25 protein-coding genes are annotated in these 19,463 nt (G+C 61.7%); 14 read left to right on the top strand and 11 right to left on the bottom strand.

Going from position 1 to position 19,463, the window contains the following annotated elements:
- Window positions 1-27: 27 nt before the first annotated feature.
- The 4 genes from VX159_RS13165 (at window position 28) to ribD (ending at window position 3,616) form a co-directional block, all read left to right on the top strand.
- Window positions 28-693: a histidine phosphatase family protein gene (locus VX159_RS13165; RefSeq protein ID WP_371323341.1), complete on the top strand. Its 666-nt coding sequence runs from the start codon at window positions 28-30 to the stop codon at window positions 691-693.
- A gap of 39 nt (window positions 694-732) precedes the next feature.
- Complete coding sequence (glyA, locus tag VX159_RS13160) at window positions 733-1,983, top strand: serine hydroxymethyltransferase (RefSeq protein WP_371323340.1); 1,251 nt, start codon at window positions 733-735, stop codon at window positions 1,981-1,983.
- 74 nt (window positions 1,984-2,057) lie between these two features.
- Window positions 2,058-2,525, top strand: a complete 468-nt coding sequence (nrdR, locus tag VX159_RS13155) for a transcriptional regulator NrdR (RefSeq protein ID WP_371323339.1) — start codon at window positions 2,058-2,060, stop codon at window positions 2,523-2,525.
- Window positions 2,525-3,616 carry a bifunctional diaminohydroxyphosphoribosylaminopyrimidine deaminase/5-amino-6-(5-phosphoribosylamino)uracil reductase RibD gene (gene ribD / locus VX159_RS13150; RefSeq protein ID WP_371323338.1) on the top strand — a complete coding sequence of 364 codons (1,092 nt, stop codon included), beginning with the start codon at window positions 2,525-2,527 and terminating at the stop codon, window positions 3,614-3,616. Before nrdR ends, ribD begins: the two co-directional genes overlap by 1 nt.
- 251 nt (window positions 3,617-3,867) lie before the next feature.
- Here ribD and VX159_RS13145 read toward each other — a convergent pair whose 3' ends face one another.
- The 4 genes from VX159_RS13145 to VX159_RS13130 are packed head-to-tail and all read right to left on the bottom strand — an operon-like array spanning window position 3,868 to window position 7,957.
- The gene (locus VX159_RS13145) at window positions 3,868-4,683 is read right to left on the bottom strand and encodes a ThiF family adenylyltransferase (RefSeq protein ID WP_371323337.1); all 816 of its coding nucleotides are present in this window, start codon (window positions 4,681-4,683) and stop codon (window positions 3,868-3,870) included.
- Window positions 4,684-4,736: 53 nt separating this feature from the next.
- On the bottom strand, window positions 4,737-5,138 hold the full coding sequence (locus VX159_RS13140; RefSeq protein ID WP_371323336.1) for a hypothetical protein: 402 nt from the start codon (window positions 5,136-5,138) through the stop codon (window positions 4,737-4,739).
- Between the two features lie 24 nt (window positions 5,139-5,162).
- Window positions 5,163-6,581: a S41 family peptidase gene (locus VX159_RS13135; protein ID WP_371323335.1), complete on the bottom strand. Its 1,419-nt coding sequence runs from the start codon at window positions 6,579-6,581 to the stop codon at window positions 5,163-5,165.
- Window positions 6,578-7,957, bottom strand: coding sequence for a murein hydrolase activator EnvC (locus VX159_RS13130; protein WP_371323334.1), 1,380 nt, complete (start codon window positions 7,955-7,957; stop codon window positions 6,578-6,580). Before VX159_RS13130 ends, VX159_RS13135 begins: the two co-directional genes overlap by 4 nt.
- A gap of 94 nt (window positions 7,958-8,051) precedes the next feature.
- On the opposite strand from VX159_RS13130, the gene VX159_RS13125 reads away from it, so the two are divergent.
- The 7 genes from VX159_RS13125 to VX159_RS13095 all read left to right on the top strand — a co-directional run bounded on the left by VX159_RS13125 (window position 8,052) and on the right by VX159_RS13095 (window position 11,350).
- Window positions 8,052-8,369, top strand: coding sequence for a helix-turn-helix transcriptional regulator (locus tag VX159_RS13125; RefSeq protein WP_290893864.1), 318 nt, complete (start codon window positions 8,052-8,054; stop codon window positions 8,367-8,369).
- 9 nt (window positions 8,370-8,378) lie between these two features.
- The gene (locus tag VX159_RS13120) at window positions 8,379-8,798 is read left to right on the top strand and encodes a rhodanese-like domain-containing protein (RefSeq protein ID WP_371325525.1); all 420 of its coding nucleotides are present in this window, start codon (window positions 8,379-8,381) and stop codon (window positions 8,796-8,798) included.
- Window positions 8,795-9,061 (top strand): glutaredoxin 3, encoded by a 267-nt coding sequence (grxC, locus tag VX159_RS13115; RefSeq protein WP_371323333.1) that lies wholly within the window; start codon window positions 8,795-8,797, stop codon window positions 9,059-9,061. Before VX159_RS13120 ends, grxC begins: the two co-directional genes overlap by 4 nt.
- 47 nt (window positions 9,062-9,108) lie before the next feature.
- Window positions 9,109-9,570: a protein-export chaperone SecB gene (gene secB, locus VX159_RS13110; protein WP_371323332.1), complete on the top strand. Its 462-nt coding sequence runs from the start codon at window positions 9,109-9,111 to the stop codon at window positions 9,568-9,570.
- A 4-nt stretch (window positions 9,571-9,574) separates the two neighbouring features.
- The gene (locus tag VX159_RS13105) at window positions 9,575-10,018 is read left to right on the top strand and encodes an SH3 domain-containing protein (RefSeq protein ID WP_371323331.1); all 444 of its coding nucleotides are present in this window, start codon (window positions 9,575-9,577) and stop codon (window positions 10,016-10,018) included.
- Window positions 10,015-11,004 (top strand): NAD(P)H-dependent glycerol-3-phosphate dehydrogenase, encoded by a 990-nt coding sequence (locus VX159_RS13100; protein ID WP_371323330.1) that lies wholly within the window; start codon window positions 10,015-10,017, stop codon window positions 11,002-11,004. The genes VX159_RS13105 and VX159_RS13100 overlap by 4 nt, the downstream gene beginning before the upstream one ends.
- A 112-nt stretch (window positions 11,005-11,116) precedes the next feature.
- Window positions 11,117-11,350: a hypothetical protein gene (locus VX159_RS13095; protein ID WP_371323329.1), complete on the top strand. Its 234-nt coding sequence runs from the start codon at window positions 11,117-11,119 to the stop codon at window positions 11,348-11,350.
- Between the two features lie 18 nt (window positions 11,351-11,368).
- Here the strand turns inward: VX159_RS13095 and trmL are convergent, their stop codons facing one another.
- On the bottom strand, window positions 11,369-11,845 hold the full coding sequence (trmL, locus tag VX159_RS13090; protein ID WP_371323328.1) for a tRNA (uridine(34)/cytosine(34)/5-carboxymethylaminomethyluridine(34)-2'-O)-methyltransferase TrmL: 477 nt from the start codon (window positions 11,843-11,845) through the stop codon (window positions 11,369-11,371).
- 30 nt (window positions 11,846-11,875) lie between these two features.
- Window positions 11,876-12,676, bottom strand: a complete 801-nt coding sequence (locus VX159_RS13085; protein WP_371323327.1) for a ComF family protein — start codon at window positions 12,674-12,676, stop codon at window positions 11,876-11,878.
- Window positions 12,677-12,788: 112 nt separating this feature from the next.
- On the opposite strand from VX159_RS13085, the gene bioB reads away from it, so the two are divergent.
- The gene (gene bioB / locus VX159_RS13080) at window positions 12,789-13,775 is read left to right on the top strand and encodes a biotin synthase BioB (protein WP_371323326.1); all 987 of its coding nucleotides are present in this window, start codon (window positions 12,789-12,791) and stop codon (window positions 13,773-13,775) included.
- On the top strand, window positions 13,772-14,686 hold the full coding sequence (gene bioC / locus VX159_RS13075; protein WP_371323325.1) for a malonyl-ACP O-methyltransferase BioC: 915 nt from the start codon (window positions 13,772-13,774) through the stop codon (window positions 14,684-14,686). Before bioB ends, bioC begins: the two co-directional genes overlap by 4 nt.
- Window positions 14,687-14,784: 98 nt before the next feature.
- On the opposite strand, the gene VX159_RS13070 is transcribed toward bioC, so the two are convergent.
- From VX159_RS13070 to VX159_RS13050, 5 genes are all read right to left on the bottom strand, one after another.
- The gene (locus VX159_RS13070) at window positions 14,785-15,438 is read right to left on the bottom strand and encodes a sulfite oxidase heme-binding subunit YedZ (RefSeq protein WP_371323324.1); all 654 of its coding nucleotides are present in this window, start codon (window positions 15,436-15,438) and stop codon (window positions 14,785-14,787) included.
- A 59-nt stretch (window positions 15,439-15,497) separates the two neighbouring features.
- A complete protein-coding gene (gene msrP, locus VX159_RS13065; protein ID WP_371323323.1) occupies window positions 15,498-16,430 on the bottom strand; it encodes a protein-methionine-sulfoxide reductase catalytic subunit MsrP in 933 nt (310 codons plus the stop codon).
- 54 nt (window positions 16,431-16,484) lie between these two features.
- Window positions 16,485-17,330, bottom strand: a complete 846-nt coding sequence (locus tag VX159_RS13060) for an HDOD domain-containing protein (protein WP_371323322.1) — start codon at window positions 17,328-17,330, stop codon at window positions 16,485-16,487.
- Window positions 17,331-17,333: 3 nt separating this feature from the next.
- On the bottom strand, window positions 17,334-17,765 hold the full coding sequence (locus tag VX159_RS13055; protein WP_371323321.1) for a CBS domain-containing protein: 432 nt from the start codon (window positions 17,763-17,765) through the stop codon (window positions 17,334-17,336).
- 171 nt (window positions 17,766-17,936) lie between these two features.
- Window positions 17,937-18,572, bottom strand: a complete 636-nt coding sequence (locus tag VX159_RS13050; RefSeq protein WP_371323320.1) for a cytochrome c — start codon at window positions 18,570-18,572, stop codon at window positions 17,937-17,939.
- Between the two features lie 110 nt (window positions 18,573-18,682).
- Here VX159_RS13050 and yihA point away from each other — a divergent pair, with 110 nt between their 5' ends.
- The gene (yihA, locus tag VX159_RS13045; protein WP_371323319.1) at window positions 18,683-19,366 is read left to right on the top strand and encodes a ribosome biogenesis GTP-binding protein YihA/YsxC; all 684 of its coding nucleotides are present in this window, start codon (window positions 18,683-18,685) and stop codon (window positions 19,364-19,366) included.
- Window positions 19,367-19,463 lie beyond the last annotated feature (97 nt).

Raw genomic sequence — 19,463 nt, 5'->3', positions numbered from 1 at the left:
ATGTACAGCCTGGAGCCAGCCCGGACCATGCAGGAAATCCCTAGTCAAATCACCCGTCTGTGCCTGATTCGTCACGGCGAAACCGAATGGAATGCCGAGCGGCGAATTCAGGGGCAGATCGATATCGGACTCAACGCCACCGGCCTGGGTCAGGCGCAAGCCGCCGGACGCTGGTTGCGCGGGGCCGGCATTGTCGCCCTCTACAGCAGCGATCTCAAGCGGGCCGCGACTACCGCCGAGGCGATTGGCGCCGAACTGGGGCTGGAGGTCAGCCGCCATCCGGAACTCCGCGAACGCTGTTATGGCATTTTCCAGGGGCTGACCTACGCCGAGGCGGCGGCCCGCTACCCTGAGGGCTACGCCGCGTTCGAGGGGCGCAATGCGGATTATGCCTTCGAAAATGGCGAAAGCCTGAAAACGATGCATGCGCGGGTTACCGGAAAGCTCCGCGCAATCGCCGCTGCGCATGCCGGAGCGGCGGTTGCCATCGTGGTACATGGCGGGGTGCTGGACATTGTCAATCGCTTTGTCCGGGCAACTCCGCTTGAGCGGCCGCGCGACTTCCTGATTCCCAATGCCGGTTTGAACTGGATTTCCACGGTCAACAGCGAAAACGGGCAAAAATGGGCGATCGAATCCTGGGGTGAAACCGGGCATCTTGAACCGGGTGCGCTGGATGAACTTCCTTCGTGATAAAATCCGCACCCTTTTCAATGGCTTGAGGCACTCCCCATGTTTTCCGCGAAAGATACCCTGGCAAACGTTGATCCCGAACTCTGGCAGGCCATCGAGGCCGAGAATCTGCGTCAGGAAGAGCATATCGAACTGATCGCGTCCGAAAACTACGTCAGCAACGCGGTCATGGAGGCTCAGGGCTCGCAGTTGACCAACAAGTACGCCGAAGGCTATCCCGGCAAGCGTTACTACGGCGGTTGCGAACACGTCGACGTCGTCGAGCAGATCGCGATCGACCGCCTCAAGGCCCTGTTCGGTGCCGATGCCGCCAACGTCCAGGCCAATTCCGGTTCGCAGGCCAACCAGGCCGTGCTGATGGCCTTCGCCAAGCCGGGCGACACGATCATGGGCATGAGCCTAGCCGAAGGCGGTCACCTGACCCACGGCATGGCGCTCAATATGTCCGGCAAGTGGTTCAACGTCGTCTCCTACGGTCTCAATGAGAAGGAGGAGATCGACTACGACAAGATGGAAGCCCTGGCCCGCGAGCACAAGCCGAAGATCATCGTCGCCGGTGCTTCCGCCTACGCGCTGCGCATCGACTTCGAGCGTTTTGCCAAGGTCGCCAAGGAAGTCGGTGCGATTTTCTGGGTCGACATGGCGCACTACGCCGGCCTGATCGCCGCCGGTTTCTACCCGAACCCGGTGCCTTTCGCCGACGTCGTTACCACCACCACCCACAAGACCCTGCGCGGTCCGCGCGGTGGCGTGATCCTGATGAAGGCCGAGCACGAGAAGGCGATCAATTCCGCCATCTTCCCGGGCCTGCAGGGTGGTCCGCTGATGCACGTGATCGCCGCCAAGGCCGTGGCCTTCAAGGAAGCCGCTTCGCCGGAGTTCAAGAACTACCAGGAGCAGGTGATCAACAACGCCCGCGTGATGGCGCGTGTGCTGGGCGAGGAACGCGGTCTGCGCATCGTCTCCGGCCGTACCGAGAGCCACGTCTTCCTGGTCGACCTGCGGCCCAAGAACCTCACCGGCAAGGATGCCGAAGCCGCGCTGGGGCGTGCCCACATCACGGTGAACAAGAACGGCATCCCGAACGACCCGCAGAAGCCGATGGTGACTTCCGGTATCCGTATCGGTTCGCCGGCGATGACCAGCCGTGGCTTTACCGAGATCGAAGCCGAAACCATTGCCCACCTGATCGCCGACGTGCTCGATGCACCGAACGACGAAGCCGTGGCCGCCAAGGTGCGTGCCAAGGTTTCCGAGCTGTGCAAGAAGTTCCCGGTGTACGGCGCCTGAGAAGGGTCGAGGATTGAGGATCGAGCCGCCAGCAAAGGCGCTTGATCCTTGGTCCTTGAGCCTCGGATCTGATCATGAAATGTCCTTTCTGCGGTCACGATGAAACAGCGGTGGTCGATACTCGTCTCAGCGACGAGGGCGACATCGTGCGGCGGCGCAGAAAGTGCAACGTCTGCGACAAGCGGTTCACGACTTACGAAAAAGCCGAAATCCGCTTGCCGCAGGTGGTCAAAAAGAATGGTTCGCGGACCGAGTTTTCCCGCGACAAATTACGCGGCAGCTTCGAGTTGGCGCTGCGCAAGCGGCCGGTGTCGACCGAATTGGTCGATGCGGCAATTGCCGAAATCGAAGAAAAGCTGCTCTCCGCCGGCTTGCGCGAAGTCAGTTCGCAGCAGGTGGGCGAACTGGTGATGGCCGAGTTGAAGAAGCTCGACAAGGTCGCCTACATCCGCTTCGCTTCCGTCTATCGTAATTTCGAAGATGTGGATGCCTTCTCCAAGGCAATCCGCGAAGTTTCCCCCGCTTCTCCGCGCAAAAAATAATGGATTTCTCCGCCGAAGACTTTCGGCTGATGGCCCGCGCGCTGCAACTTGCCGAACGTGGTTTGTGGACGACTTCGCCCAATCCGCGTGTCGGCTGCGTGCTGGTACAGGCCGGGGAGATTGTCGGCGAGGGCTGGCACGAGCGTGCCGGCGAGCCGCATGCCGAGGTCCATGCCTTGCGTCAGGCCGGCGAGCGGGCGCGCGGCGCGACTGCCTATGTCACTCTGGAACCCTGCAGTCACCACGGACGCACGCCGCCCTGTGCCGAGGCGCTGGTCGCCGCCGGCGTGAGCCGGGTGGTGGCGGCGATGCAGGACCCGAACCCCCTGGTCGCCGGGCGCGGGCTGGCGCTGCTTGAAGCCGCCGGAATTGCGACCGCCTGCGGCCTGCTTGAAGGCGAGGCGCGGGCGCTGAATCTTGGCTTCGTTTCACGCATGGAGCGCGGTCGACCGTGGTTGCGCCTGAAAACCGCCGCCAGCCTCGATGGCAAGACCGCGCTCAACAATGGTCTCAGCCAGTGGATCACCGGGCCCGATGCGCGGCGTGACGGCCATCGCTGGCGGGCCCGTGCCTGCGCGATCCTGACCGGGATCGGTACGGTGCGTGACGACGATCCCCGACTTGATGTGCGCGAGGTCGAAACCACCCGCCAGCCCTTGCGGGTGATCATCGATAGTCGCCTGGAAACGCCGCCGCAGGCGCGCATTCTGCAGGGGGGAGGACCGGTGCTGATCGCGGCTGCGGTCGACTGCCCGGAGCGACGAAAGGTGCTGGCGGCTGCCGGTGCCGAAGTACTGCTGTTGCCTGATTCGAGCGGCAAGGTTGATTTGTCCGCGCTGCTTGCCGAGCTGGGCCGGCGCGGAGTCAACGAAGTGCATGCCGAGGCCGGCTGGAAACTCAACGGCTCCCTGTTGCGTGAGGGCTTGGTGGACGAATTGCTGCTCTATCTCGCACCTTGTCTGCTAGGACATCACGCGGCCGGCTTGTTCAATCTGCCGGAACTGACCTCACTGGAAGGGAAGCGCGAATTGCAGATTCGCGACCTGCGTCAGGTGGGCGCGGATATCCGCATCGTCGCGCGTTGGCGCTAGCCTGACGCAGGCGGTGCGAGGGCAGGTTTGTGCTGCTCCGGCCGGACACGGGCTGTCGCTATCAATGCTCTGTTGCTCCCGTCATGCTGGAGCCGTCGGGGTTGGGTCAGGCGGGGTGGTTGAGGCGCCGTTGCGCACGCGCTGGCTAGGGATATTCTGCCTGTCCCCGGGTAAATCCAGGGTTTTTCGGAAATTTCACGGTCGACCGTGAAAAAGTCGATTTTCCTGTGCTTGATCGCTGTCCCGAGGGTTCAGAGCCGGCAGGCGGGGGCGCCTTGGTCCACCTCGGTTTCGCGCCAGTCGCCACTGCGGACCCGCGAGTCCGGGCGACAGACCGCGCACTCCGGGTCGCGGCGGAATTTGACGCTGCGCCATTCCATGCTCAGTGCGTCGAGCAGCAGTAGTCGGCCGTTCAGCGGCTGGCCGATGCCGGCCGCCAGCTTCAGCGCTTCGGCCGCCTGCATGCTGCCGACGATGCCGGTCAGCGGGGCAAAGACGCCCATTACCGCGCAGCGTACTTCCTCGACATCCTCGCCTTCAGGAAACAGGCAGTGGTAGCAGGGGGCGTCGTCGCGGCGCAAATCGTAGACGCTGACCTGGCCGTCAAAACGGATCGCCGCGCCGGAAACCAGTGGCTTGCGGTGCTGCACGCAGGCGCGGTTGATCGCGTGCCGGGTCGCGAAATTGTCGGTGCAGTCGAGTACCAGATCGGCGCTGGCGACCAGTGCGCCAAGCTCGGCTCCCGCCAGGCGGCGAATCAGCGGGACAACTTCAATCTCGGGATTGATCGCCGCCAGCGCCTGGCGCCCGGATTCGGCCTTGGCCATGCCGACCCGCGCTTCACAATGCATGATCTGGCGTTGCAGGTTGGTGAAATCCACGCTGTCATCATCGACCAGCGTGATCTTGCCGATCCCCGCCGAGGCCAGATACAACGCGGCCGGCGAACCGAGCCCGCCGGCGCCAATGATCAATGCGTGACTGTCGAGAATCGATTGCTGACCTTCAACCCCTAGGGCATCGAGCAGAATGTGGCGGCTGTAGCGGAGGAGTTGCTGGTCGTTCATTTGAGGATCAAGGATCGAGGTTGCGTTGGATCCTGGTGGCTGAGTCCTTGATCCTATTTGTATTCCCGCCATTCGGGCGGGGTGTCGTCGTGGTCGCCGTGCGGGTGGTGTTCCCAAGCCTTGACGTAAGCGTGCTGCGAGGAGCGCTTGAGGCGCTTTTCCGGAGCGTCGAGGTTGTGCAACTGGGTGTCCTCGACGTAATGGATCAGCGCCCGCGTCAGCTTGCTCATCAAGGTGTTGTCGAGGTGGTAGCCTTTGTCCTCCAGATGCTCTTCGAGGTCGCGGAGGGTGTGTTGCTGCAGATCGTAGCCGACCCCCAGCGAGCGCCTTTCGTAGCGGGCCTCGACGGCGACCTCGTCCAGGCGGCTGAGGTCGTCGGCGGCTTCCGGCACCTGGCCGGGAGGGAATTTGGCGAAGAGGATTTCCCGCTGTTTCTTCAGGTCTGCGCTGTTCATCCTACCCTCCCTTGGGTTGGCGATTTACTGTGGCTTATTCTCCACGATCTGTCCGCCCTTGAGAAGAGTCAGCGCCTGCTGGAACTGGTAATCGCTGGAGCTGGCGTATTCAAGGCGCGGAGGTAGTTCGTCCTCGCTCTCCGGCTTGTCCTTCTTGTCGCCGTTGCCGGCCTTGGCTGCTGGCTTGTTGGGCTTCGCCGCCTCCTTGGCTGCGGCTTTGGCCTCTTCCTTCTCCTTGTCGTTCATCAGGTGACGGTCAAGGTCGGCTTCGCGCAGGCGTTGGCCATTGCTGCCGTTTGGCGTTTCTTCGACAACGATGTCGGGAGTGATGCCCTTGGCCTGGATCGAGCGGCCGTCCGGGGTGTAGTAGCGGGCGGTAGTCAGCTTGATCGCGGTGTTGCCGGGTAGCGGCAATACCGATTGCACCGATCCCTTGCCAAAAGTCTGGGTGCCGATGATCCGGGCGCGCTTGTAGTCCTGCAGGGCTCCGGCGACGATTTCCGAGGCCGAGGCCGAGCCGCCGTTGACCAGAACCACCATCTGCACTTTCTTGACATCGGTCGGCAGCGTCCGCAGCGGATCCTCCTTGGTGCCGCGCAGGTAGTCGCGCGGGCGGGCAAGGAATTCCTGGCGGGCATCGTCGGTGCGGCCGTCGGTCGAGACCACCTTGACCTCGGCCGGCAGGAACGCCGCGGAGACGCCGATGGCGCTGTTGAGCAGGCCGCCCGGATCGTTGCGCAGGTCGAGCACGAGGCCGCGCAGGTTGCCATCTTTATAGAGGGTGTTCAGGTGGCGGGCGAGTTCGGCCGTGGTGTTTTCCTGGAACTGGGTAATCCGAACCCAGCCGTAACCCGGCTCAATCAGCTTGGATTTGACGCTCTGGACTTTGATGATTTCGCGGACCAGTGTGATTTCGAGCGGCTTGACTTCGCCCTTGCGCAAGATCGAAATCTTGAGCGAGGTTTTCGGTTTGCCGCGCATTTTCTTGACTGCTTCCGACAGGGTCAGGCCCTTGACCGGCGTGTCATCGAGCTTGAAGATCAGGTCGCCGGATTTGACTCCGGCACGGTAAGCCGGGGTGTCTTCGATCGGGGAAATGACTTTGACCAAGCCGTCTTCCATGCCGACTTCGATGCCGAGGCCACCGAATTCGCCCTGGGCGCCAATCTGCAGATCCTTGAAGGCATCGGCATCAAGATAGGCGGAATGCGGGTCGAGATTGGAGAGCATGCCGGAGATGGCATTGGTGATCATCTTCTTGTCTTCGACCGGCTCGACGTAGCCTTGCTTGATCGCGCTGTAGACTTCGGCGAAGGTGCGCAATTCGTCGATTGGCAGGCCTGCCTTGCTCTCCTTCTCGGCAAGGGCCGGTAGGTGAAGGCTGATCAAGGCGCCGGCGACGAAGCCGCCGAGGACGAGGCTGAAGGTTTTGGCTTTGCTCATTTCAAACTGGCCCATTTCATCGGGTCTACGGGTTGCCCCTGGTGGCGAATTTCAAAGTATAAACCGGATTCCGGGTTGCCCCCGCTGTTGCCCACACTGGCAATGTTTTCACCGCCGCGCACGCTCTGCCCGACCTGCTTGAGCAACGCTTCGTTGTTGCCATAGATCGAGAGGTAGCCGTCGCCATGGTCGACAATCAGCAGATTGCCGAAACCGCGCATCCAGTCGGCAAAAACGACGCGGCCGTTGGCTACCGCCTTGACTTCGCTCCCGCTGGTGGCGCGAATGAACAGCCCGCGCCAGGTGCCGCCGCCTTCGCGTGGGCTGCCGAAGCGGCCGCTGACGCTGCCGCGTACCGGAAGCCGGAGATTGCCTTTCTGGCGGGCAAAGCTGCCATCGTTGGGGGCGGGTTCGTAGCGGTTCTCGGCTTCAGCCGGCTTGCTGCTGCGTGGCGCTTCGCTGGTGGTGCGGGCGGGGGGTTCCTCGCCGCGTTTTTTGTGGCGGGAGGCTTCTTCGCTGGCCCGGCGAGCCGACTCTGCAGCCTTTGCGGCTTCGGCTGCACGGGCTGCGGCCTGGGCAGCAAGAATCTTGGATAGGCGATCAATCAGTTGCGTTAGCCGCTTTTCATTTTGTTGCAGACTGCCGATTTCCTTGCGCTGGGCGTTCACCTTTTCCGCCAGTTGGGCGTACAAGGTTTTGCGTTGTTCGCGTTGTTTTTGCAGTTCGCTATGGCGTTTTTGCTGCTCCGCCTCGATTTCCGCAAGTTCGCCGGCGCGGGCCTTGGTTTCGCTGGCCAGTGCTTTCTTGCGAGCGAGGTTGTCTTTCAGTTCGCCCATCAATTCGCTGCGGGCTTGCGCAATCGCCGAAAAATAATACAGGTCGCGCGCCAACTGGTTGGGGTCCTCGCCGTTGAGCAAGGATTGCAGGGTGTCCGGATTGCCGCGCAGGTAATGCCGGTAGAGCAGTCGCTCCAGGCGGTTCTGCTGCTGCGCCAGCGTCTGGCCAAGTTCGGTCGATTGCTGTTCGAGGTTTTTCAGCTTTTTCTGCAGTTGACCGCGTTGCTCGCCAAGTTCGTGTACCTCGCGTTCCAGGCGTGAGATCTGCCGCTCCGATTCGCGGAGCCGGTCGGCGGCGCTGGCTTTGCTTTCTTCGCTGGCTGAAAGCTCCTTGCGCAGGTTTTCGATGCGCCCCCTCAACTCGCCAAGGTCAGCCTGTTTTTCAGCGATTTCAGGGGGCGGTGCCTTGCCCTGAGGGCCTTTGGCCGGTGGGTTCGCGGCGGCGGGAAGCCCGGCCAGCGTGAGCAGGCAGCAGGTGCCGGCCAGCGCCCGGCGGGCAAACAACAAGCGGGGAGATGGACGGCTAAGCGGCGGCGGCACGCGCACGCGGATTCCTCAAGGTGATATGGATTAAGGTCTGCGAAACCGAATCCCTTATTTTATAATGATCCATTCACCAAACTGAGGTTTTATCTTGGAAGCACCTTCGTTCAATCTGATCGACAAGCAGGAGCATATCGAGCTTGCAGCACGGGCGCTGAAGGCGATTGCCCATCCCTTGCGGCTGAAGATTCTCTGCGTGCTGGGCGATCAGGAAGCCTGTGTACAGGAGATCGTCGATGCCGTCGGGACGTCGCAAAGCAATATTTCGCAACATCTCGCCATTCTGCGTGAAAAGGGCGTGTTGCTGACCCGCAAGGACGCCAACCGGGTTTTTTATCGCGTGGGCGATCAGCGGACTTTGCAACTCGTCGGTATGATGCGTGAAGTCTTTTGCGGTGTGGAGGAGTAAGTAGTGCCGATGGAGTTTGTTTATCAGAATATCCTGCTGATCTCGATTGTCGTTATCAGCGGCTTGGGCCTGATTTGGCCGGCGTTGGTCCGGCGGGCCGGCACGGCGGTCAATCCGGGAGCCGCGACCTTGCTGATCAATCGTGAAAATGCAGTGGTCCTTGATGTGCGCGAGGCCGAAGAGTTTGCCCAGGGGCATTTGCCGGATGCAATCAACCTGCCGGCCGGCAAGCTGGTCGAACGACTTGCCGAAATCGAGAAATACAAGGACAAGCCGCTGATCGTCTGTTGTGCTGCTGGCATGCGCTCGAACCGTGCCTGCCGCGATCTGGGCAAGCAGGGTTTCAACCAGCTCTACAACCTCGAAGGCGGCGTTGATGCCTGGGTCGGGGCCGGCTATCCGATCAAGAAAGGTAGTCGCAACAAATGAGTGCGCCCGTGCTGATGTACACCACGGCAGTCTGTCCGTACTGTATCCGTGCCAAGCAGCTGCTGGCAGCCCGCGGAGTCGGTGAAATCGAGGAGGTGCGGATTGACCTCGATCCGGCTCGCCGTGACGAGATGATGCAGCGCACCGGGCGGCGCACCGTGCCGCAAATTTACATCGGTACCACGCATGTTGGCGGTTGCGATGACCTGATTGCTCTCGACCGGGCTGGCGGCCTGTTGCCGCTGCTCGCAGGCGAGGCCTGACGCGGCGCTCGGGCGCCGTATTTAATTCATAGTCTGGAAAGAACATCATGGAACAGAATCAGCCGGTTTTCGGCATTGAAAAGCTTTACGTCAAGGATTTGTCGATCGAGGTGCCGAATGCGCCCGAAATCTTCCTCGAGCAGGAAGCACCGCAGGTCGAAATCCAGCTGAATACTGGCGGCCGGGGTCTTGGCGACGGTGTTTTCGAAGTTGTGCTGACGGTGACCGTCACTGCTACCGTCGGCGAAAAAACCGTGTTTCTGGTCGAAGTGGGCCAAGCCGGTATCTTCCGCATCATGAATGTACCGGAAGAGCAACTTGAGCCGCTGATTGCGGTGGCGTGTCCGAACCTGCTCTTCCCCTATGCCCGCGAAGTTGTTTCCGATGCGGTGACCCGCGCCGGCTTCTCGCCGATCGTTCTGCAGCCGGTCAATTTCGAGGCAATGTACATGCAGCGTCTGGAGGAGCAAGCCGCCGCTGCCGCACCGTCCGAAATTCCGGTGCAATAAGACCATGCCGCGCTGGCGTATCTGGTGCTTCGTGTTGTGCGCTGCCCTCTTTGGCAACGCGCAGGCGGTTGACTATCGCTCTGTCGAGCCGGGAGCTGCCGTGCTCTACGACTCGCCTTCGCAAAAAGGCAAGAAGCTCTATCTGATCAAGGCCCTGACTCCGGTCGAGGTGGTGGTTCGGCTGGAGGGGTGGAGCAAGGTTCGCGATGCCGAGGGAACGCTGGCGTGGATTGAAACAAAATTTCTGGCGGAGAAGCGCACCTTGCTGGTGACCGCTGCGCGCGGCGAAATCCGTCAGGCGGACCGCCCCGATGCACCCTTGGTGCTGGAAGTCGATAAATGGGTTGCCTTGGAATATCTTGATAAGGCGACCGTCGGTTGGGTCAAGGTGCGTCATCGCGATGGCGCAACCGGTTTCATCCGCAGCATGCAGGTGTGGGGGCTATGAAGATTACCGTTCTGGGGGCCGGTGCCTGGGGAACCGCGCTGGCAATCGCGTTTGCCGGCAAGCATGCGGTGACTCTGTGGACCCGCGAATCCGATGTCGCCGAAGATTTACGGTCGACCCGTGAAAATCGGCGTTTTTTCCCAGGCTATCGTTTGCCGGAGAACGTCGAGGTGGCAACTGATTTTGCCAGCGCCGTTGCGCCGGCTGAGTTGCTGCTGATTGCCACACCAACGGCCGGTCTGCGTCCGACGCTGCAGATTCTGCACGATCAGGGTGTGGTTCGCCCGTTGATCTGGGTCTGCAAGGGCTTTGAGGCCGGGACTGGGCGTTTGCCGCATCAGGTGGTCGCCGAGGTCCTGGGCAAGGGGGTTTTGTCCGGGGTGTTGTCCGGTCCGAGTTTTGCTGAGGAAGTTGCTGCGGGGCAGCCGACCGCCGTAGCCTTGGCCGCCAATTCCGTCGATTTTTCCCGTCAGGCAGCGCACGAACTGCATACCCAGCGGCTGCGCATTTATGCCAATGACGATCTGGTCGGTGTCGAGGTCGGCGGTGCAGTCAAGAATGTGCTGGCGATTGCTGCCGGTGTTTGTGACGGCCTGGGGCTTGGCCACAATGCCCGGGCAGCGTTGTTGACCCGCGGTCTGGCAGAGATTGCGCGTCTGGGCGAAGCCCTTGGCGCCAAGCGGGAGACCTTCATGGGGCTGGCCGGTATGGGCGACCTGATCCTGACCTGTACCGGGGATCTGTCACGCAACCGCCGGGTTGGTTTGGCGCTGGCCGAGGGCAAATCATTGCCGCAGATTCTGGAAGAGCTCGGGCATGTGGCCGAAGGGGTTTACACCGCCCGTGAAGTTGCCCGCCTGGCTGGCGAACTGGGGGTCGAAATGCCGATTTCGCAGGCAGTGGCGGCGGTTCTTGCTGGCCAGTGTAGCGCGGTCGAGGCGGTTGAGTTACTGATGGCACGCGACCCTCGCGTCGAGGCAGCCTGAGTCAGAGAAGTATCCTGGACAAGCAAAAGGCCGCCTGCGTGCGGCCTTTTGCTTGTCCAGCCGGCGCAACCGGCGCACACTGAACTGTGCTGAATCCGCCGGGAGAACACTGATGATCATGACTGCAAGCGAACTCAAGCAACGGGTGGATGCGGGATGGCCATTTTTTGGCGTTGGCCCGCAGGGTGACGTCTTGGCGCGTTATCTGCCTTTCGGCCCGGTATTCATCTGGCGGCGTAACCGGATGGTGCCCTTGCCATTGCAAGGGGCTGATCTCTGCTGGTTGTTGCAGGCTGCCGACGAGGAGGCGCGGGCGCTTGGCGAAGCCGTCACAGACCTCAAGTAGGCGGCAATCCCGATCTGGTCAAGGGGCGAGGTGGAGGCTGCCGGCGAAATCATTCTGGCGCCAGGCCTCGAACAATGTCACCGCTGCGGCGTTGGAAAGATTCAGGCTGCGCTGCTCCGGCAGCATCGGCAGGCGCAGGCGTTGTGCTGGCGGAAACTGCTCGCGGATTTCGGGCGGGAGGCCGGCGCTTTCGCGGCCGAATACGAAGACATCACCGGGTTGCAGCCGGGTTTCATAAGGTGAGGTCCGTCCTTTGGTGGTCATGGCGAACAAGCGGCGGCCGGCCAGCGCAGCGCAGCAGTCGGCCCAGTCGGCATGGCGCTGGATGCTGGCATATTCGTGGTAGTCGAGGCCGGCGCGCCGCATGTGCTTGTCGTCCAGACTGAACCCGAGTGGCTCGACCAGGTGCAGTTCGGTCCCGGTATTGGCGCAAAGGCGGATGATGTTGCCGGTATTGGGAGGAATCTCCGGCTGAAAGAGAACAATCGCGAACATGGGGCGGGATGGTGGGAGTGATCGCGCGGATTAAACCATGGAATCGGGCCTGAGCAGAATTCTCCGGTCGTCGCGCTGGGCGCGAGCCACCACCGCCAGCCGAATTTCAGATGCGCCATGTAAACGCAATACACGGGCGGCTTCGCGCAGGGTGGCACCGGTGGTCATCACGTCGTCGACCAGCAGTAGGCGCTGCTGGCGAAAATCGCGCTGGCAAGCAAAAGCGCCGCGGACGTTGGCTTGACGCCGGCGATAGGCGAGCGCCGCCTGCGGTGGGGTTGGCCGGATGCGGACCAGGCTGTCACGGTCGACGGGCCGCCGCAGGCATTTTCCGAGTGCTTCGGCAATCAGCTGGGATTGGTTGAAGCCGCGCTCGGCTAGTCGTTCAGGGTGTAGCGGCAGGGGAATGATCCAGTCGCAGTCCGGAACGGTGATGCTGCTCGCCAGTTGGCGTCCCAGCCAGCCGGCAAGGGCCAGGCGATGCTGGTATTTAAGGGCTTGAACCAGGCGATCGGCAGGAAAAGCGTAACGCCAAGCAGCGGAGGTTGACCGGAAGGGCGGCGGCTGGCGCAGACAGCGGCCGCAGACTGCGCCGCCGCTACCGCCTTCGCCGCAGCAAGGGCAGCTGTCGCCGGGGAGGAGACGCGGCAGTTCGCCGGCGCAGGCCGGGCAAACTGGGTCGTTGCCACTGGCTGCCCCGCACAACAGGCAGTGCGAGGCCAGCAAGTTGCCGAGGTAGCAGCCCAGGCGAGCAAGTAGCTGGGTGCTCAAGTGGCTGAGTTGGCGCCATCCGGTAGTGGGTGGGAACGAATCGTGGACAGGATCATCCAAGCTGCGCCTCCGGGCTGGGGTAAAATTGACAGCGCAGAGCACGTTCGAGATAATTCATAATTACGGACGTGTTTCGTCGCTGATTTTCAACGATTTTTTTGCAAGGCCAGTCATGCTCGCTTGTTCTACCGCCGCCGCTTCCGCTCCGCAGGCTTCTTCGGAGTCCCGTCATCGCTGGACGGTCGAGGAAGTCCTCGCTCTCTACGACCTGCCGCTCATGGATTTGATCTGGCGTGCCCAGGCAGTGCACCGCGAGCATTTTGATGCAAATGCCATTCAACGCTCGACGCTGCTTTCGGTCAAGACCGGCGGTTGTTCCGAGGATTGTGGTTATTGTTCCCAATCCGCCCGCTACCAGACCGATACCGAGCGCGAGCGGCTGATGCCGATCGACGAAGTGGTGGCTGCCGCGCAGGCCGCCAAGGCCAAGGGCGCGTCCCGCTTCTGCATGGGCGCTGCCTGGCGCGGCCCCAAGGACGGCGATCTCGACAAGGTCCTGGAGATGGTGCGTGAGGTCAAGGCACTGGGGATGCAGACTTGCGTTACTCTGGGCATGCTCAAGGATGGTCAGGCCGGCAAGCTGAAGGAAGCAGGCCTTGACTATTACAACCACAACCTGGATACCGACAAGGAATTCTATGGCCAGGTGATCAAGAGCCATACCCACGACGATCGCATCGATACGCTGGAGCAGGTGCGCGATGCCGGAATCAACGTCTGTTCCGGCGGTATCATCGGCATGGGCGAGTCTCGCAAGAACCGTGCAGGTTTGATCGTGCAACTGGCCAACCTGCCCAAGGCGCCGGAGTCGGTGCCGATCAATAATCTGGTGCCGATCCCGGGGACGCCGATGGCGGCCAATGATCGTCTCGATCCCTTTGAATTCGTGCGCACCATTGCTGCGGCACGGATCACCATGCCGAGTTCCTGGGTTCGCCTGTCGGCCGGTCGCCAGGAAATGAGTGACGAGTTGCAGGCGCTGTGTTTCCTTGCCGGTGCCAATTCGATGTTCTACGGCGAACGCCTGCTAACCACCGGCAACCCGGACGTCGACCGCGACGACCAACTGTTTGCCCGCCTCGGTCTCAAGGCGGTTTGAACGGCACCTCTGCCACTGCCGGTTTGCCGCCCGGCAGTTTCGTTGAGCATGCGCAGGTGGCGCGGCGGTTTGGTCGGGCCGCTGCCACTTATCGCGAGCATGATTTCCTGGTTCGCGAAATCGACCGCCGCATGCACGAGCGCCTCGATTATGTGCGGATCGAGCCCCGGCGCATCCTTGATCTTGGCTGCAGTGCCGGGGGTAGTCTCGACGCACTGAATGCACGCTATCCGCAGGCGCAGTGGCTGGGCCTCGATCTGGCGCCGGCGATGCTGGCGCAGATCGACGACCGGCGTAGCGGTTGGCGGCGCCTGTTCGGATTGGGCAAGCGTAGCGCACCGCTCCGGCTGGCTGCCGATGCGACGCAATTGCCGTTGGCGGCACGCTCGGTTGATCTGGTCTGGTCCAATCTGCTGCTGCACTGGCTGGACAATCCTCTGCCGGCGCTTGCCGAAGCGCAACGGGTGCTGGATATCGGTGGCTTGCTGATGTTTTCAACCTTCGGGCCGGATACCCTGCATGAGCTACGCAGCGCATTTGCCGATGGCTATGCGCATACCCAGCGCTTTGCCGATATGCACGATCTGGGAGATATGCTGGTCGCTTGCGGTTTTGCCGATCCGGTGATGGATATGGAAGTGATTCGTCTGACCTACGACGAATTCGACCGGATGCTGGCTGAACTGCGTGGCGCGGGTTCGGCCTGCGCACTGAAGATGCGCCGCCATGGCCTGACCGGCCGCAATCGTTGGCAGGCCGTGCGCGCGGCTTACGAGCGACTGCGCGAAAACGGCAAGCTGCCGGCTACCTTCGAGGTGGTTTATGGTCATGCCTGGAAGGTTGCGCCCAAGCAGACTCCGGATGGTCGGGCGGTGGTTAACCTCGATGGCCTGAAGCGCAAGCTCGGCTAAAAACAGTCTCAAGCCGGGTTGACCGTGGGTTTCACGGTCAACCCGCTAAAAAGCCAAAAAACAAACCTGGTCCCGGGGGTTACTACTACGACTGGCTATCAGTCGGTCGCTGAACCTGATTTGGGACGTTGCTGGTGAAAATGCACAGGCTGCACTCGCGTTCCGGGTGTGGGCGCGGCGACCTGTGCCTTGCGCTTCCAGGCTTGCATGCGCCAGCCCAGCAGGGCGGTTACAGCGAGGCTGTAGGCCAGCGGCCAAAGCAGTGCAGTGGCCTTGACCAGCCAGAAGTAGTGCACACAGGCGAGCAATGCAATTGGGTAAATGGCCCGGTGCAGGTCCTGCCAACGGCGCCCTCCAAGCCAGCGGATGGCGCGATTCGACGAGGTCGCCGCCAGCGGCAGCAGTAGCACGAAGGCGGCAAAGCCAGCGCTGACGAAGGGGCGTTTGAGAATGTCGCGGGCGATGGCATCGACTTCGAAACTGTGGTCAAAGCCGATGTAGGACAGGAAGTGCAGGCTGGCGTAAAAAAAACAGAACAGGCCGAGCATCCGCCGCAGCCGGATCAGCCAGGGGCGACCGGTGAAGGCGCGCAGGGGCGAGATGCAAAGGGTCAGCAACAGCAGGTTGAAGGTCCAGATGCCGGTCCAGCGTTGCACGAATTCAACGGGGTTGGCACCAAAGTCATCATGCCAGGCGGCCCACGCCAGGCGGAGCAAGGGAAGTAGGCAGAGCGCGAACAGGAGGGCCTTCACGGCAGCGAGGCGAGGCGGGGTTGGAGCCGTTGTTTGAGGCAGGTTGGGGGTGGCGGTCATCAAAAATTAAGCTTCAAATCCATGCCGGCGTACAGCCCGGCAACTTGTTCGGCATAGCCGTTGAAGGGTAGCGTCTTGCGCTTGAAAAATTCGCCCAGGCGCCGCTCGTGGCTCTGGCTCCAGCGCTTGTGCGGCACCTCGGGATTGACGTTGGAGTAGAACCCGTATTCGTCGGGGCCGGCCTTGGTCCACACCGTGGCTGGCTGCTTTTCGACAAAGCGGATGCGGACGATCGACTTGGCACCCTTGAAGCCATATTTCCAGGGCACGATCAGGCGCAGCGGGGCGCCGCTCTGCTTGGGCATGACCTGGCCGTACATTCCGACGGCGAGCAGGGTCAGCGGATGTCCCGCTTCGTCCAGGCGTAGCGCCTCGACGTAAGGCCAGTCGAGGAATGGGGTGCGGACATAAGGCATTTGTTCAGGGTCGGCGAGGCTCCAGAACTCGACGAAGCGGGCATTGCCGGTCAATTCGACGCGCTTCAGCAGTTCGTTGAAGGGCAGGCCGATCCAGGGTACGACGGCGCTCCAGCCCTCGACGCAGCGAAAACGATAGGTCCGTTCTTCAAGGCCGCCCCAGCCGAGGATGTCTTCGATTGCGAAAGTCCTTTTTTGCCTGACTTCGCCGTCGACCGTAAGCGTCCACGGCCGCAGGCGCAGGCGGTACGCATTTTTCGCCGGGCTATCTTTGTCCGGGCCGAATTCGTAGAAGTTGCCGTAGCCGGTCATGGTGGCTAGCGGGGTGGGCTTGTCATCGAGGGCAAAGCGCGGGTTGCGGCTGGCGATGAGTGGCTCTTCGCGGTTCGTGGTGGCAGCGCTGCCGGTGCTACCGAGCAAGCCGGCAGCACCGGCAAGCAGCAACCGCCGCCGCTGGGAAAAAACCTCGGGCGGGGTGATTTCGCTGCTCGGGATTGCTGGCAGATCAGGAGGCATAATGGTCGCTGAACAATTGGCTACCTGGTTCGGACCACGCTCCGCACGGTGAGTTCAGGCGGCAGCGAGGGCGGTTCGCAGGTCGGCAATGTGATCTTCGGCATGGCTCAGAATGGCCTGATAGCGCTCGCGGTCAAGTTGGCGCAATTCGCGTTCGGCTGCGGGCAGGTCCAGCGAGATTTCGCTTGCTACCGGGGTGGCGAGCAGGTTGGCGAAGTACAGGACGTCGCGGATCGAGGAGGGGGTCTCGACGTGCTGCAGGTGCTCATGTTCGCTGACGGCACGAATGATCCGTCCGGGCAGGGCCAGGGCCAGCAGCAACTGCTCGCCGATAGCCTCATGGTGGCAGGCGAGCAGATCGTCGAGCAACGCTGAGTCTTGGCGGTAATCACTGGCTTCGGCAGCGTGATAAAGCAGGTAAAAGATCCCGATGTCGTGCACCAGTCCGGCCAGCATTGCTTCGTCCGGGTTGATTCGGCCGAGGGTGCGCGCCAGTGTGCGGGCTATTGCCGCCACCTGTAGCGAGTGCTCCAGCGTGGCGGCAGCAATGGCTGCAAAATGAGGTGGTTGCTGCGGCGCGTTCATCTGGGCAATGGCGATGGCCAGCGAAATGCTGCGGACCGCCTCGAAGCCGATCCGACTGATTGCTGACCCCAGGTCGGCAATCACTTTGCCACCCGGGTTGTAGGCGCTGGCATTGGCCAAGCGAAGAATACGGGCCGCAATCAGCGGCGAGCCCGCCACTGCCTCACGCAGCATTTCCAGCGTGACCTGCTCTTGCTGCAAGGTATTGCGCACTGCGACTGCCGCATCCAGGCAGGTGGGGAAATTGGCCTGCCCGGCCAAATCGCTGGTAATGCGAGTGAGAAGCTTATGGTGGCGGCAGTCGGTAACGGACATGAATTAGCTGCTGATGTAACGCGCCAGTTCATCGATGATGAACTGCTGCGAACTGATGGTTTCCTTGACCAGGTCGCCAATCGAGATGATTCCGGCGACGCTGCCGTCGGTATTGAGTACCGGCAGATGGCGGAAACGTTTTTCGGTCATCAGCGCCATGCACTGATCCAGGGTTTGATCGGGGGTGACGTAGACTACGCGCTCGCTCATGATGTCGCGTACCGGGGTGTCCTTTGAGGCTTTGCCGTGCAGGATCACCTTGCGGGCGTAATCACGTTCGGAAAAAATGCCGACCAGTGCCTCGCCATCAAGTACCAGCAAGGCGCCAACGTCGTGCTGCGCCATCACGCCGAGAGCGTGAAAAACGGTATCGGCGGGAGAAACGACGGCGAGCGGATGCTGTTTTTCGGCGAGCAGTTGCTTGAGCGTTTTCATTTTGCTTCTCCTCTATCGGGGGGATCGGATGCTGCGGCTTCAGTCTAGTCCTGCCGCTGCTGGCGAACAAGGCTGCTCCTCCTGGCATTGATCGTTGCTCGTGGTCCCAGCAGACGGCGGGCAACAAAAAGGCAGCCACTGGGGCTGCCTTTTGCTTGCGTGCGGAACCGCTTAGCGCAGACCGGCGGCGTATTCCGAAACGGCCTTGATTTCGACGTCAGAAAGCTTGGCGGCAATCGTGCGCATCATCTTTTCCGGGTCATTGTTGCGCTCGTCAACACGGAAGGCCTTCAGCTGGGCCTCGGTGTATTCGGCGAATTGGCCGGACAGGCGCGGGTACTGGGCGGGCATGCCAGCGCCGGCTGGGCCGTGGCAGCCGGCACAGGCCGGGATACCCTTCTTGAAGTCGCCCTGGCGCCACAGCTTCTGGCCGAGAGCAAGCTTGGATTCGTCCTTGGCGGAAGCTGGCTTCAGCTTCTGGCTGGAGAACCAGGCAGCGACGTTCTTCATGTCTTCTTCCGACAAGCCGGCAACCATGCCGCCCATGATCGGGTTGTTCCGGGCGGCGGGCTTGCCGTCGGCGGCCTTGAAGTTTTTCAGTTGCTTGAACAGGTATTCCTCGATCTGCCCGGCCAGATGCGGGTTAGCCGAGGCAGCGCTGTTGCCGTCGGCGCCGTGGCAGGCCACGCAAACGGTTTCGGCGATGGCTTTGCCCTTGGCAGGGTCGGCCTTGGCCTTGGCTTCATCGGAAGCGTGGGTAACGAAACTGGTGGCGAGGAGGATTGCCATTGCCGCGGTACGAATCATTTTTCGGACTCCTAGTGCGCGTTTGTGGGCGCTTTGACCGGAACGGAAGTTACAAACCTGCTATTCTATATCACTTCGCCCTTTAACAAGGCGGGTCTTGCGAGTTTTTTATGCCTTTGTTCCAGAAAGCTGTTTTTCACACCACCGTGGCGCACCTGCGCGACTTGCCTACCGACGCCCGTAGCGAGGTGGCTTTCGCTGGCCGTTCGAATGCCGGCAAATCTTCGGCGATTAACACCCTGGCAGGCCGTGTGCGGCTCGCCTTCGTCAGTAAAACGCCAGGGCGGACGCAGCACCTGAATTATTTCACGCTGGCCGAAGGCAAGTATTTCGTCGACCTCCCGGGATATGGTTTTGCCAAGGCGCCCGAGGAAATTCGTGCCCAATGGGAAGGGTTGATCGGTCCCTATCTGACCCGGCGCGGACCATTGGTCGGCTTGGTACTGATCATGGATATCCGGCGCCCTTTCACCGATCTCGATCGGCGCATGATTGACTGGTTCCGGCCGACTGGCCGACCGCTGCATATCCTGCTCTCGAAGGCCGATAAGCTCAGCCGCCAGGACCAGACCAAGGTATTGCGCGCGGTGCGGGCGGAAATTGCCACCTGGACCGAAGGCAGCAACGGCGGCCGGTATTCGGCACAGTTGTTTTCGAGTCTGAAAAAGACCGGGATCGAAGAGGCGGAACAGGTTCTTGCCGGCTGGCTCGACATGCCTTTGCCTGAGCCTCGGCAGGCAGCGCCGAAAACGCCCCCAGCAACGGCTGCGGTCAAACAAAAAGCCCCCGGATAAGGGGGGTCCGGGGGCAAAATGCCCTGACGAGATCAGGGCACCCGCTCAGGGAGGTAAAGCGGGAGACAGCGCGTGCCATCTAGTCGCTCTGACTCGG

Source organism: Dechloromonas sp. ZY10, from assembly GCF_041378895.1.
In the GTDB taxonomy this organism is placed as follows: Bacteria; Pseudomonadota; Gammaproteobacteria; order Burkholderiales; family Rhodocyclaceae; genus Azonexus; species Azonexus aquae.
This window is presented reverse-complemented; position numbering and strand designations above follow the sequence as displayed.